We start from the raw sequence: 14,183 nt of genomic DNA on the forward strand, positions 1-14,183 counted from the left end.
ATTTCGTAACTGCCTAGTATGACAGGAAGTTTCTGCTTTCTAAACTGTTTTACTTGGAATTTATGCGTTTTTAGTGCTATCGACAACTAATGAGGCACATCCAATATACTCTGTGCTGGCTCAAAACCAATCTGATTTCGTCCCGCATGTTTCGCCTGATATAACAATTGATCGGCAGCATGTATGGCGTATTTTAAGTTGGGTTGATGTAGCGCAGCCAGTCCAAAACTTGCTGTCACGGCAATATTTTTTGAGGATAATCGTGCATCGGCAATACCTAAACGAATACGATTGGCAATATTATAAGCCAGCGTGGGGTCATCAATTTGCAATAAGACAATGAACTCTTCCCCGTCAAAACGCCCTACCAAGTCGTGCGCACGGACGTTTTGCCCAATAATTTGACCGACTTGTTGTAAAATTTGATCACCCACCAAATGCCCATAGGTGTCATTAATTTTCTTAAAATGGTCAATATCACACATGAGCAAGAAATAAGGCTGTTTAGATAACTGATGCAACTTTCGTTTAGCGGCTTCGTTAAAGCCTCGTCGATTGAATAAATGCGTTAGCGGATCTCTTAGTCGCTCGTCATTGAGTTGATGGATAATATCGCGCACCAAGGTTCCGAGCAGCACTATTGCAAACCACATACTTAAGATAATGCTCGCAGCAAGTATCATCAGCCACCAAACTGAATTTGCCAACATGTCTGCTTCGATATTTCTTAAAAAAAGAAAAATAATGATTCCGCGAACAAAGGTATACAGCACAATAAACAAGTAGGAAAAGTCGACTATTTTATTGAGCAAATCAATCCCTTGATAATGTTTAAACATTGAAAACAAAACCAAAGACTCAACCAATGCAATTGAAATGTTTAGAATCAGCATTCTGATCCACAGTTGATCATCTACGTAGGAATAATAACTGAGTGAAAGTAAGGCCATCACGACCAAGGCAAGACACCAATATGGACGTGCATTGGCATTCTTTCTTAAGCCCATGGCATAAGCGCTAGCTCATGCGCCAAACAAATACATACTGCCTAAAATGGGTGCCGACAAAGCCAACTGCTTATTCGACATAAAACTTTGCGCGGCCACAGAAAACGAAGGCACAATATATCCAAGCCCGAGCCACAATAAATATGAGGGAGCCCTAAAAGCAAAATGACATATTAAAAGCAAGCTTCCCATTAAAATCAGGCAAGCTGGAACGATTAATATAAAATAGTGGATATCTGTAAAATTCACATTTGAGGTCTTTGGACTGAAATTGAGGAATGTTTACCTTAGATCATGAAGTTTAGAGCATTTTTTGACTCACGCTCAATCGGTCAGAAGAAGTTATTTTTAAATTTTGCACGTCAAATTAACTTTAAGCGCTTGCCCACCAATACGGCAATACGGTTGTTTTTAAGGTTTTTTGATGCTGTTGAAAAGCGGCATCATATTTGGCAACTTCCGCCCAAAAACGTGCACTATGATCAAAATGTTGCGTATGTGCGAGTTCATGCACACAGACATAACGGGTAATGGCTTCAGGAAACAACACTAAAGCACTGTTAAGCATAATGTCGTGTTTGGCACTACAACTCCCCCAGCGGGTTTTGGGCTGACGAATTGAACATTGTGCAAATTTTAAACCAGTTTCATGACTAATCTGTTGCAAATAAATAGGCAAGTGCTGTTTGGCGTATGCAATTACAAAAGATTTTAAATAACTTTCGGGCTGACGGTCACTGATCCAAAGCTGGTGATTATCCTCATCCAAAATATACGCATTTTTTTGTGTTTTATAGCTCACCGTTAAAGCATTTTGGCGATTAAATAACCGCAACTCTATGGGAAGGGTTCGATCTATCTGTACCAGACTGGCTTGTTGCTTCTGCCAAGTTTCAACCATCCACTGTTCAGATTGATTTAAAAAATCCTGAATTTGCCGTTTGCTACAAAACTTAGGCACGGTTAAACGAATTTGAGTTGGTTCAACACGAAGTCGTAACCGGGTCGCACGTGCATGATGGGTGATTTGAATTTCAGGTAGGTCTACTAAGGTCATTAATATTATTCTTTTATTGAATCATCCTCCCTAGCCCTCCTTTTAAAAGGAGGGAGAAAAACATAAGATAAAAATGTTTTTGCTTTTAGCCTCTCTTTTTCAAAGAAGAGCTTAGGGAAGATTTAAAATTAAACAGCGGTACGTTCTTCAATACCGCTGTCTGTTGCAACAACTGCCACATCTGCTTTATTGATTGCAAAAATACCATTACACACCACACCTGGAATGTCGTTAATGGTTTTTTCAAGCTCAAGCGCATTTAAGATGTTCAGGTTATAGACGTCTAAAATCACGTTACCGTTATCCGTCACCACGCCTTCACGGTAAGCAGGATCACCACCGAGCGCTACAATTTTACGTGCCACAGCTGAACGAGCCATTGGAATCACTTCAATCGGAAGTGGGAAGTCACGCCCCAATTGATCAACCCACTTAGAATCATCAACGATACAAACAAATTTTCTCGCAATTGAAGCCACAATTTTCTCGCGAGTAAGTGCGGCGCCACCGCCTTTGATCATATGCATATGACGGTCAATTTCGTCTGCACCATCGACATAGGCATCTAAACCGCCGACAGAGTTCATATCAACCACTTCAATGCCTAATTTCTTTAAACGCTCAGCCGTTGCTTCTGAACTTGCCACAGCTGCTTCAAGCTGAAGCTCTGGTAAAAGTTCAATTAAGAAATTTACGGTGCTGCCTGTACCCACCCCTAAAATGCCACCTTTAGGTAAGTGCTTTAAGGCAGCTTTTGCAGCAGCTTGCTTTTTTTCATCTTGGGTAGCATACAGACTCATAATTTGGCTCAACTATTTTTTGACATTTGTTGCTGATTTTACAGCCCAAATGTACATGGGTTTGTTACAATGATCCTCTATTTTAAACTGTTAAATGGGAAATTAACATGCTGTCTCGTTTGGTTCGACAAATATTACAAGCAACAGTCTACGATGTTGCAATCGAAACTCCACTCGAAGCGGCACCTCGAATTAGTGAGAAACTCAATAACAACATTCGTTTTAAACGTGAAGACTTACAACCAGTCTTTTCATTTAAGCTGCGCGGTGCCTATAACCGCATTAGCCAACTTCCTAGAGCTCAACTTGAACGTGGTGTGATTACTGCATCTGCTGGCAACCATGCCCAAGGTGTAGCACTGTCAGGTAAAAAACTCGGCATTCGTGCCATTATTGTGATGCCGAAAACCACCCCAGATATTAAAGTTCAGGCGGTCAAACGCTTAGGCGGTGAAGTGGTTCTCCACGGCGACTCTTTTGATGTTGCAAACAAATACGCAATTCAACGTGCCGCAGAAGACGGTATGAGCTTTATTCCACCCTATGATGATGAACTGGTCATGGCAGGTCAAGGCACGATTGGCAATGAAATTTTGCGTCAATGGCGCGATGTCGACTACGTTTTCGTCGCTGTGGGTGGTGGCGGTTTGATTGCTGGTGTAGCAGCCTACTTAGGCGATGTTGCACCACATGTCAAAGTCATTCCTGTTGAATATGACGAATCTGCTTGTTTAAAAGCCGCATTTGAAGCAGGTGAACGCGTAGTACTACCTCAAGTCGGCTTATTTGCCGACGGTACGGCTGTAGCACAGATTGGTGAAAAACCATTTGAAGTGATTCAACTACAAAAGTCGGATAACTCAGGCCCGATCGTTGAGCGTGAAGTGGTTTTAGTCAATACCGATGAAATTTGTGCTGCCATTAAAGACACCTATGATGAATGTCGTAGTATCGTTGAACCATCGGGTGCGATGGCCTTGGCAGGGATTAAAAAATATGTTGAAAAACACGAGCTGATTGGGCAAAACATCGTCTCAATTGTATGCGGTGCCAACATGAACTTTGACCGTTTACGTTATATTGCAGAACGCACTGAATTGGGTGAACGCAAAGAAGCTATTTTTGCTGTGACCATTCCAGAGAAAAAAGGTTCATTCCTGAATTTCTGCCGAGCACTACAAGGCCGTAATATCACCGAGTTTAACTACCGTGCGAGCGATGCTAGTGCAGCGCAAGTCTTTGTCGGGATTAGCTTAAAAGGCGGTGAAAAAGAGCGTCACGATATTTTTGAAGCACTCAAAACTCAGTTCGATGTCGATGACTTGTCTGATGATGAAGTGGCAAAATTGCATATTCGCTACCTGATTGGTGGTCATGCAGACCTTGAAAATGAGCGTTTATTCCGTGTTGAGTTCCCTGAACGTCCAGGCGCACTGTTAATGTTCCTCGAGCGCCTTGGCCCTACGCATAACATTACCCTATTCCACTACCGCAACCACGGTGCTGCGGAAGGTCGTGTCCTTGTTGGTTTAGAGGCAAGTGATGCTAAACAAAACCCAGATGGTTTGATTGAAACCTTAGAAAGTATTTCGTATCCATATGAAGAAATTACCAATAACCTAGGTTATCAACGTTTCTTAAAATAAAAGATTCAATACATACATAAAACCGCCCTTCGAGGCGGTTTTATTCTATGAGCTGCATCGGCTCTTCATCACCGAACGTGTGATTATATGTAACAATAATTCTATCGATCAGCTCATCATTATGCGGTACCAACAGCCAATAAGGGTTTTCCCGCTCAATAACCAGCAAACTGAGTTCATAAGGCTCGATAAAAATTTTAATGTGGTTAAAAATAACATCAAAACTAAACTCAAAATCATAACCATGCATGTCTGAGGTTTCTTCTCCCTCACTGTCATACATTTGATAAAAAGACGCCATATCATCATTAATTTGGTTTTTCAGCTCGTCTAAGTCAATACCTAACTGTTGGAGTCGATGGCATTCATCAATACCATTTTGTCGAAAATCATCGAGTTCTATTTTTTGAATGTTTGAATAATCGCTATTCAACCAACGTACAAAGTGCTCGAACTCATCTTGTTCTTCTGGAATTGCGGTATCATTCAATTCTGGAAACGCGATCCTGAGGGATTCATACAGTGTCTTCCGCATTTATATACTCCTTTGGATGAGTGATATATTGGTATAAGGCAAAGCGCGGTTGAGCGAAAATAGCGTGTCTGTATAAAGATGACATCTTGTGAAATTTGGCACAACATTCGTTAACAATCGATGTATAAAAAATTTAAAGGAAAGATGACATGGCGCAATTTGCAGTGATTGGTTTAGGAAGCTTTGGAGCCACAGTTGCAACTCAACTCATTGAACTGGGACATGATGTCATTGGTATCGATAGTGAAAAAAAATATGTTGAAAATATTTCTGAGCAGGTGACCCATGCTGTCATTGCCGATGCAACAGATGAACATGTCCTCGATGAATTAAATATTAAAAACTGCGATGCCGTGGTGGTCGCAATTGGTGAAAATATTGAAGCCAGTATTTTGTGTGTACTGCACCTCAAAAATATTGGGGTTGAAAAAATTTGGGTCAAAGCCAAATCGAAGTCGCACCATATGATTTTAAGCCATTTAGGGATTAGTAAAATTATTCACCCTGAAGAGGACATGGGCGTGCGGATTGCGCAGTCTTTATGCTACCCCATGGTCAGCCGCTATATGGCACTTGAAGATAACCACTATATTGTCAAAATTGAAATTGATGAAAAACTACAAGGGACTCGCTTCCGCCAACTGATGGATCAAGCACCTGATGTGAAAACCTTACTCCATAAACGTGGCAAAGACGTTTTGTACAGCATTGACCCCAATTTAATTTTACAAGTGGGTGATATTCTAGTTGTTGAAGGTTTAGTTGAAACATTACGTCGTCTTTCAGCACGGTTCAAATCATGAAAAAAGTCAAAGAATGGCAAACCCCCAAAAACAGCACCATTAATTTAAGCCCGCCCAGCCTGCTGGCTTTGGGTTTTTTGAGCTTTATTATTATTGGGACTCTATTATTAAAGTTACCCATTTCACACTACGGTGAACTCAGTTGGATTCACTCTTTGTTCACCGCCAGCTCAGCAGTCACCATTACGGGACTGTCTGTGGTGAATGTCGGTGAAACTTTTACCGTAACAGGTAAAATCATCATCATGCTACTGATTCAAATTGGTGGCTTAGGCTTTATGACTTTTGCAATTTTAGCCGCACTGAGTCTGTCGACCAAACTCGGTTTAAAGCAACAAATCATGGCGCAAGAGACCATTGGCCAAACCAGCTTATCCAAAGTATCCTTCACCATTAAAGGAGTACTGCTGTATTCCTTATTTTTTGAAGCGATCGGCACGGTTATTTTGACCATTGCATGGTTAGAAGATTACAACTTCAATCAAGCTCTGTTTTATGCGGCTTTTTATAGTGTATCTGCATTTAACAATGGTGGCTTTTCACTGTTTCCCAACAGTCTAATGAGCTTCTCGGGTCAGTATCTCATTACCTTTACCATCAGTATGCTATACATCATTGGTGGGACAGGTTTTGTGGTGTTAATGGACATTAAACGCAGCAAACGTTGGAAAGGCTTAAGTACCAATAGCAAACTGATTTTATCCACAATTGCAGGTTTGAACCTGATTGCTTTTGTTCTTTTATGGGCAATTGAATCGAACAATCCCCTCACCTTAGCGCCAATGAGCTTAGGTGACCAAGCTTTAAATGCATGGTTCCATGCCACCGTACCTCGTTCATCGGGCTTTAACAGTCTTGATTTAGCACAAATGAAAGATGCTTCGACCCTCGTGACCATGTTACTGATGTTCATTGGGGGCGGCTCGATGAGTACCGCGGGCGGGATTAAAGTAGGTACTTTTATTATTGTTTTGCTCAGCGTGATTAGCTTCCTTAGACGTGAAGATGAAATTCGCGTGTTCAATCACTCCGTTTCTCAGAAAACCTCTTTCAAGGCGATGGCTGTTGTCTCTATTACCGCGGCACTTATTTTCTTAGGCATCTTTAGTTTATCTTTAATCGAACCTAATCATCAGTTTATGGATTTGTTATTTGAAGCCATTTCCGCTGCTTGTACTGTCGGTTTGTCACGTGGCATCACCGGTGAACTTCAACCTGCAAGTTTATTTATCTTGATGCTCTTGATGTTTGCAGGTCGTTTAGGTCCTTTAACGCTGGCCTACCTGATTGCGACGCCGAAAAAGAGCCGCCTAAAACACCCAACTGCCGATATTCAAATTGGTTAAAACACCTAACACTTAAACATAAAAAACCACGTATCAAACGTGGTTTTTTATGTTTCTAAATTAGTACCAATTCATTAAAGACACGCCCAAGCCCACATAAGTCGCTCGGTGGTTATAATCAATTAAGCTTTCGCCATAACCATCAAACAACTGGAAATGGCCACGCAACTTCCCTGAAATAGGAAAAGCCCAATCAAACTGTGCAGCACCGCGCGAGTCATCGCCACCTTTTAAACTATGGCGCAGCATGAGTGAAAAATCATGTTCATTCCAACGGTAGAATGCTGTTAAATCACCCCGTCCGACATAATCCTTAATATCAGGGTTATTATCATCACCTGCATCTTCATCTAGACGGTACCAAGGGCGCAGCATGAGCGCAAAGTTGTCTCTTTCAAAACCCACATTCAACATGACACGGTTCCAACTACGCGACAGCGGATCGGAACGACCATTAGACTGGTGGTTGAAAGTTAATCCCAGTAAGCGACCATTTAAACCCAACAGTTCATAATTGGTACGGAAAACCAAACTGGCTTCAGGCTCATAGTTGGTTTCACGGAACGGACGTGATTCTTCACCGTTATACACCTGCCAACGAGAAGACTGGGTATAACCCAACCAAACATCGCCATTGTCTCCAAATAAGTTCTCGACTGCTTTGGTTTTTAAAGACAGTTGAAATTTCGCTTCCATCGACTTCAGGTTTTGCTCTCGATCGGCATTTACAGTATTGTTTTCATTTGGGCTCGATGGACGTTCATTTTTATCTGTCGTCCAAAAACCAGGCATTAAGTACACAGGTTGATAAGCACGAATATTCCAAGTCCCTAATTTACTTTCGGGTGAAAGCTCCCAACGGCTATCCATTAAAGATAAATTCGGGGATATTTTAGGACCTTCAGAAGCGAAAACAGAGCTCACACCTTGTGCAATCTTCCCTGTGATATTTTCAGGTTCTGGCGCAATTTCCATGGCTGCACGTTGCTCAGAAACAATGCGCGGCTTTACTGCTTCAGGAATTTTGAATAATGCATCATAACAAGCCAAACGGTCTGCATTAGATGCTAATGCAACACATGCCTCGGCTGTTGCAGGAGTTGCAGGTACTTCGGAAATTTGTGCATGTGTTTTAGCGACACCCAAAGTACTGAGCACAGTCATGCTCAGTACTAAAGTTGAACGCTCAAATGATTTGAACGCCATATGACCCTCTTATTGTTTTACTGAACTTGTTGAATACTAAAACCTAACTCAATTAAAGTATCACGCTTCGCCATAGGTGCAACCACGGCTTTCGTTGGTTTTTGTTCAAGCAAGTATTGTACCGCCACACGTTGCAAGTCCTCTAAACTCACAGCCAAAAGACGGCTACGTAACTGCTTACGGAAGGCTGGTGTACGTGCATGTAAAAGTGCATAACATGCCGTAATCGCTTCACCCGCTGGTGAACCTGGTTTGTCCATACCCGCAATCAAACCTAAAATTGCTTCTTCAAGCTGATGAGGCTTTTGCTCAGTATTGAGCAACCATTGCACACTGGCTTCAAAGTCATTGAAGGTTTCAGCCAAACGCGGGTCACGATAGCTATAGAAGCGGAATGAACATGCATTGCCGTCATAGCTTGCGCCACCACCATAAGCCCCACCTTTTTCACGAATCGCACTGTGTAAGAAACCATTACGCAAGTACGCTGCCAGTACCATTAGCGGTGCAGCATCTGGATGTGACACCTCAACGGCTTGATAAGCCGATGAACAGAATTGAACATTGGCTTGAATTAACCACGCCTCATCTGCATCGGTATCGATCTGCTCAGCCGTTTTCAAACTCACAGTTTGCTCAGGAATGGCTAACTTGTCCCACACATTTTGAACTTCTTCAACCAAACGGTCTGACTGATGTTCTTCACAAACCAGTAAGAACTGTTTTGGTGCTTGTAAAAGTTTCAAATGAATCGCTTTTAATTCATTGATCAAATCATCATAAGCTGCTGCATCTTTTTCAATACGGCTGACTAAATCGCCTAACCAGTTTAATGCACCCAAGCCTGTGTTGTGATAATCACGTTTTGCCAAAGCACTGTGGTTACGTCCTGCAATTTGCATGGCATAACTGTGTCCTGAACCTGACAGACGAGATGCCCAACGCGTTTTACGTTGTTGCAATAACTCAACAATTCGATCTTTTTCGTCAAAACGCAGTTGTTCAAATGCCAGTTTCAACAAAGCGATACTGTCAAAATTACTCACCAACGATTTTGTGGTCAGCGTTAACCATGCACTGATTTGATTTTTGTCATTTACTTGAGAACGTAAAGAGGCACCCATACCTAAACCACCACTCACCGCAGTTTGCAGTTGTTGTAGTTCTAGATAGTCATATTGACCTGCACCAACTTCACCCATCAAAATGGACAGCAAGTTAAAGTAAGGCGACTGCACTACATCTTGCGGAATTTGGATCAGCACTTGATTGTAGTAAATGCCGTTCGTACCTGCATGATAAAGATTTAACGGATAATCGATACGATTTGAGATAATCTCACGCAACTGCCCTTGTACGATTTGCAGTTCAGCAGGCACATCTTCCAAACCCACTTTTGGCAGAAGGTTAAGGTCATCTGGGGTATCTTGACGGACTTTAAGTGCTTCAGTTTGTGCTTCAATTTCTGCTTTTTCAGCTCCTGTTAGCTGTGCACCAATTTCGGCTAAACGTGCTTTTTCTGCCGCCGCTTCCACTGCAGATTTATTGGCATCAGGCACCAAAGTCATTTGTACACGGTGCGGGTTATCAATCAAATAGGTTTTGATTAAGTTTGACAACCACATTGGATCTTTCAGTTCTTCTTTTACCGCAGCAATGGCTGAGTCCACATCCCATACAGTGACTGGGTCGCTGTGGTGAATCGCACTGCCCAAACCATTTAAAATCAGGCTTAGACCATAAGGCATACCATCGCCATTGATTTCACGTTGGTGCAATTCAATTTGATGTAAAATCGCATCGACCATGTTTTGATCAACAGGTTTTGAAGCGACGTCTTCTAAAACCTTAAACACACCTGCTTTAAACTCAGCTGTATGTTCAGGGTTTGAACCCTGTACGCCACAGTAGAATGTCATTTCATAATTTGAATCATCTACTCCCATAATCGGGCCAGTAGACTGTGCATAACCACAGGTCTCAAGGTAATGACGTAACGGAGAAGCCGAATCTTCTAACAATACACCTTCGACAAGACGCATACCTAGGCGTAGTTTTATCTCACTGGCTTTAGGCAATAACCACGAAATAATGTGATAAGTTTTGTCTTTTAAATCTTCTGCATCTACCGCATAGGTTTCAGTCACTTCCAGCGGCGCAGTCAGGCGTCGCTCTTCTTTAGAAAAAAGCGTTTCACCTTTTGAAAACTTCGCCAAGGCTAAAGTTTCAAACTGCTCTTGTAGATTGTAAGCAGGCTCATTACCAAAGGTCATGAAAACTGCGTTACTTGGGTGATAATGTGACTTGTAGAAATCCACCAACTCAGGATAAGTTAAGTCCGGAATATCTTTAGGGTCGCCACCTGAGTTGTAGTGATAAGTGGTTTCAGGGAATAAGTGATGCGCTAACTGATGATACAACTGGTCTGAAGGCGAACTCATTGCCCCTTTCATTTCGTTGAAAACCACCCCTTTATAAACAGGCTCACCGTTTTCAAGCTCAATGCGGATCCCTTCTTGGGCAAAATCCAGCGGATTCAAATTGGCTGCAAAAGCCGCATCTAAATACACTTCAAGTAAATTTTGAAAGTCTTTCTTATTCTGAGTCGCAAATGGATACGCTGTCCAGTCCGCCGCGGTAAAAGCATTCATGAACGTGTTTAATGAACGACGAATCATTAAAAAGAACGGATCACGAACAGGGAATTTTTCAGAACCACACAGTGCTGTGTGCTCTAAAATATGCGCTTCGCCTTTTGAATCCATAGGTTGGGTGCGAAATGCAACCAAGAATACATTTTCATCATGATTGGTGGCCAAGTGATAATGCACTGCCCCAGTGACTTTATGTTTATATTCAGACACTAAAATGTCTAAAGCTTCAACATGGTGTTGACGTACCAACTGAAACGCAGGATGTACAGTTTGAGAAATGGTTTCAGTGACATCTACAGTCATGTGATCTCCTAACAATAATTAATACACTGCCTGCATTATAGCTGTAGTTGTCAAAAGATTTCACGCTGAAAACCCGAGTAATTTGCTGGAAATTTGAAAAGCATCTCGCTGCTTTCCAAATTTCAGTCTTTTTGAGGGAAGTGTTCTCAGAAAGTAAAACTAGATGAGATATTTAAAATAATTATAGTTCGGGTGATTTTCCACAAAAACATAGTTTTGCTTTTGATAAAAACTGGCTGCGGACAAATCCGCGGTATTTAAACACAGTGCAGAAAAGTTTGGACGCGCACATTTTTCTAGATGCGCCAACAACTGACGACCCACACCGCTCTTACGGTATTTAGGATGTACATAAAAACGGCGTACGCGCCCAATACGCGCCTCGATTTCATTTTCACCCCATTGCTGATTTAAACCGCCGCAGGCAATCAATTGGTCTTGATCGTAGGCCAATAACAACACTTCACCCTTTTGATCAAAACGATTTTTTCCACTTTGATATTCTTCGATCAAGCGGGTCAACGGTTCATATCCTTCTTTTGCTGCATGTTGTGCCAAAGCTTGTATTTGAGGAGGTAATTGTTCTGCCGCTTGAATTAAAATTTCCATCTAAACTTCCTTGAATATGAGCAAAGCCATTTCACTACATTTGCCACGTAAATAAAATGAATTTTCCTCAACAAACTACAGCAATCTTGAGCATTAGTGTAAAATGTCGCTTTATTTTCAATACGTGACGAAAAAAGACATGGCAACTGTTGATCTTTTTGCAATTGGTAATGCACTAATCGACCAAGAATTTAAAGTCTCTGACGACTTCCTTATTCAACAACATTTGCAAAAAGGCACTATGCAGTTAACTGATGGTGAAACACAAGCAGATCTTTATAAAAAATTAAAAGAAACACAAAGCTATAAAGGTCAGGCTTCAGGTGGTTCAGCAGCCAACACCACCGTTGCCTTTAGTGCCTTGGGTGGTTCAGCATTTTACGCATGCCGCGTGGGTAATGATGAGCTAGGACAAACTTACCTCAACGGTTTGCACGAAGCAGGCATTAAAAACACTGAAAAATCAATCAGTGAAGGCCTAACAGGCACGTGTATGGTTCTAGTCAGCGAAGACTCTGAACGGACTATGCATACCTATTTGGGGATCACGGCCGAGTTAACTGAACAACAGATTGACTTTGAACCCTTAAAAACAGCGAAATGGCTCTATATCGAAGGTTATCTTTCAACCAGCGATAGCGCACGTTTAGCGGTTAAACAAGCGCGTGAAATTGCCAAAGCTCATGGCGTTAAAATTGCATTAACCCTATCTGACCCTGCGATGGTGCAATACGCGCGTCATGGTCTAGATGAAATGATAGCGGATGGTGTGGACTTATTGTTCTGTAACCAGCAAGAAGCCATGATGTACACCGAAACCGAAACAGTTGACGCGGCTTTAGCAAAACTTAAAACACTGAGCCAGCATGTGGTGATTACTCTTTCAGCTGAAGGCGCACTTATTTCAAATACACAGGAAACATTTAATGTCGCGGGTCGTAAAGTACACGCTATTGATGCCAATGGCGCAGGTGATGCCTTTGCTGGTGCCTTCCTTTATGCAGTGAATGCGGGCTTAGGCTTACATACAGCTGCGCAACTTGCAATTTTGATTTCAAGTGAAGTGGTGTCACAGTTCGGCCCTCGTTTGGCTGTGGCAGATTACGCTGAATTGTTCCAACAACTGCAAAAGGAATGTGCATGATGCAAAAAATTTGCATGACGGAAGACATCCCAGAACGCGAAGCGCGTTCTTTTGAAACACCTAAAGGGGATACGATTTTTATCACCCAACGTGACGGTGCCTTCTTTGCTTACCAAAACATTTGCCCGCATTTGCAAGTTGAACTTGAATTTTTGGAAAACCAGTTTTTAGACCGCGACCAAGAATTTATTGAATGTTCGACCCATGGTGCGCTGTTTATGGTGGAAACAGGTGAATGCATTTCTGGCCCATGCCAAGGCGAAGCACTTGAAAAAGTAGCGATTACCGTGCATTCTGACGGTGGGATTTATCTCACAGAAGAATAATGAAATTGGACGTTCACCATGTATGAGTTGCTACATCACCCTGATTTGATGCTCTTTCATTTCAGCTTATTGACTTTAGTCATACTCAGCATGGTGGAAACCTTAGGCTACTTTTTTAAATCCCGCCCCAGTCATTTCCTCAAAAGGCTATCACCACAAAAACTGACTGAATCTCCACTGCTGGACGTTAAGTTTTCTAAAGTGCTGATTGTGGTTTTTCTCTTACTTAATTTTAGTGTTGCAGGTTATTTCCTTCAGTTCTGTATCTATGCCAAAGAACAAGCGTTTACTTCGGCTTACTATCTGATTTTGCCCGCACTGATTATTGCAATTTTCTTTACCGTTTTTATGATCCACTGTTTGGATCAAGTTATTAAACCCAGACCAGATAAAAAACAAACCAACTTACTGGGTCGTCTGGCGACCATCTCCAGCGGGAATGCACGTCCTGGTTTTTCGGCTCAAGCACGCGTTCGCGATGAATATGGTCAACTCCACTATGTGCAAGTTGAACCTGAGTTTGGTGAGCTTGAGTTTCAGTCACAAATTATTCTCATTCGTCTAAAAAAGTCGCATTACATTGCAAAGAAAATTTCAAAATCCAATCAACTTTTTAGCGGCGAAAGTACGCGCTAAACAAGCACCCCCATCTGATCCCATTTCAACGCTGTACGTCTTTATGAGCAAGTTTATCCTTTGCCATGGCCTATACCCTACCAAGATATTGATAGTGTCAGCCTCCAACAA

At 41.9% G+C, this 14,183-nt stretch carries 12 protein-coding genes and 1 pseudogene; 6 read left to right on the forward strand and 7 right to left on the reverse strand.

The genetic code is table 11. The annotated features are described in order from the left end of the window. Positions 1–86: 86 nt before the first annotated feature. From MN200_RS09450 to rpiA, 3 genes and pseudogenes are all read right to left on the reverse strand, one after another. Positions 87–1,199: pseudogene (locus MN200_RS09450) on the reverse strand (GGDEF domain-containing protein). Positions 1,200–1,380: 181 nt separating this feature from the next. Beyond that, on the reverse strand, positions 1,381–2,064 hold the full coding sequence (locus MN200_RS09455; RefSeq protein WP_058869785.1) for a SprT family zinc-dependent metalloprotease: 684 nt from the start codon (positions 2,062–2,064) through the stop codon (positions 1,381–1,383). 128 nt (positions 2,065–2,192) lie between these two features. After that, complete coding sequence (gene rpiA / locus MN200_RS09460) at positions 2,193–2,864, reverse strand: ribose-5-phosphate isomerase RpiA (RefSeq protein WP_004696685.1); 672 nt, start codon at positions 2,862–2,864, stop codon at positions 2,193–2,195. A gap of 107 nt (positions 2,865–2,971) precedes the next feature. Between rpiA and ilvA the strand changes: the two genes are divergently transcribed. Beyond that, the gene (gene ilvA, locus MN200_RS09465; protein WP_058869786.1) at positions 2,972–4,510 is read left to right on the forward strand and encodes a threonine ammonia-lyase, biosynthetic; all 1,539 of its coding nucleotides are present in this window, start codon (positions 2,972–2,974) and stop codon (positions 4,508–4,510) included. A gap of 40 nt (positions 4,511–4,550) precedes the next feature. Here the strand turns inward: ilvA and MN200_RS09470 are convergent, their stop codons facing one another. Continuing rightward, complete coding sequence (locus MN200_RS09470) at positions 4,551–5,045, reverse strand: hypothetical protein (protein ID WP_058869787.1); 495 nt, start codon at positions 5,043–5,045, stop codon at positions 4,551–4,553. 149 nt (positions 5,046–5,194) lie between these two features. On the opposite strand from MN200_RS09470, the gene MN200_RS09475 reads away from it, so the two are divergent. Beyond that, positions 5,195–5,848, forward strand: coding sequence for a TrkA family potassium uptake protein (locus MN200_RS09475; RefSeq protein ID WP_058869788.1), 654 nt, complete (start codon positions 5,195–5,197; stop codon positions 5,846–5,848). Then, a complete protein-coding gene (locus MN200_RS09480) occupies positions 5,845–7,194 on the forward strand; it encodes a potassium transporter TrkG (RefSeq protein WP_058869789.1) in 1,350 nt (449 codons plus the stop codon). The genes MN200_RS09475 and MN200_RS09480 overlap by 4 nt, the downstream gene beginning before the upstream one ends. Before the next feature lie 60 nt (positions 7,195–7,254). Here MN200_RS09480 and MN200_RS09485 read toward each other — a convergent pair whose 3' ends face one another. From MN200_RS09485 to MN200_RS09495, 3 genes are all read right to left on the reverse strand, one after another. Beyond that, entirely contained in the window at positions 7,255–8,400 is a 1,146-nt protein-coding gene (locus MN200_RS09485) for a phospholipase A (protein ID WP_114392870.1), read from the reverse strand. Between the two features lie 17 nt (positions 8,401–8,417). Then, positions 8,418–11,357, reverse strand: coding sequence for an insulinase family protein (locus tag MN200_RS09490; RefSeq protein ID WP_058869791.1), 2,940 nt, complete (start codon positions 11,355–11,357; stop codon positions 8,418–8,420). A gap of 159 nt (positions 11,358–11,516) precedes the next feature. Further along, positions 11,517–11,966 carry a GNAT family N-acetyltransferase gene (locus tag MN200_RS09495; protein ID WP_058869792.1) on the reverse strand — a complete coding sequence of 150 codons (450 nt, stop codon included), beginning with the start codon at positions 11,964–11,966 and terminating at the stop codon, positions 11,517–11,519. A gap of 139 nt (positions 11,967–12,105) precedes the next feature. Between MN200_RS09495 and MN200_RS09500 the strand changes: the two genes are divergently transcribed. Genes MN200_RS09500 through MN200_RS09510 form a run of 3 tightly spaced genes read left to right on the forward strand, consistent with a single transcriptional unit; the run spans position 12,106 to position 14,072 of the window. After that, a complete protein-coding gene (locus tag MN200_RS09500) occupies positions 12,106–13,110 on the forward strand; it encodes an adenosine kinase (RefSeq protein WP_058869799.1) in 1,005 nt (334 codons plus the stop codon). Between the two features lie 14 nt (positions 13,111–13,124). Beyond that, positions 13,125–13,436: a Rieske (2Fe-2S) protein gene (locus MN200_RS09505; protein ID WP_010326961.1), complete on the forward strand. Its 312-nt coding sequence runs from the start codon at positions 13,125–13,127 to the stop codon at positions 13,434–13,436. A gap of 18 nt (positions 13,437–13,454) precedes the next feature. After that, entirely contained in the window at positions 13,455–14,072 is a 618-nt protein-coding gene (locus tag MN200_RS09510) for an OB-fold-containig protein (protein WP_010326962.1), read from the forward strand. The last annotated feature ends 111 nt before the right edge of the window (positions 14,073–14,183 follow it).

It is taken from the genome of Acinetobacter sp. LUNF3, from assembly GCF_022699605.1.
GTDB classification, from domain to species: domain Bacteria; phylum Pseudomonadota; class Gammaproteobacteria; order Pseudomonadales; family Moraxellaceae; genus Acinetobacter; species Acinetobacter johnsonii.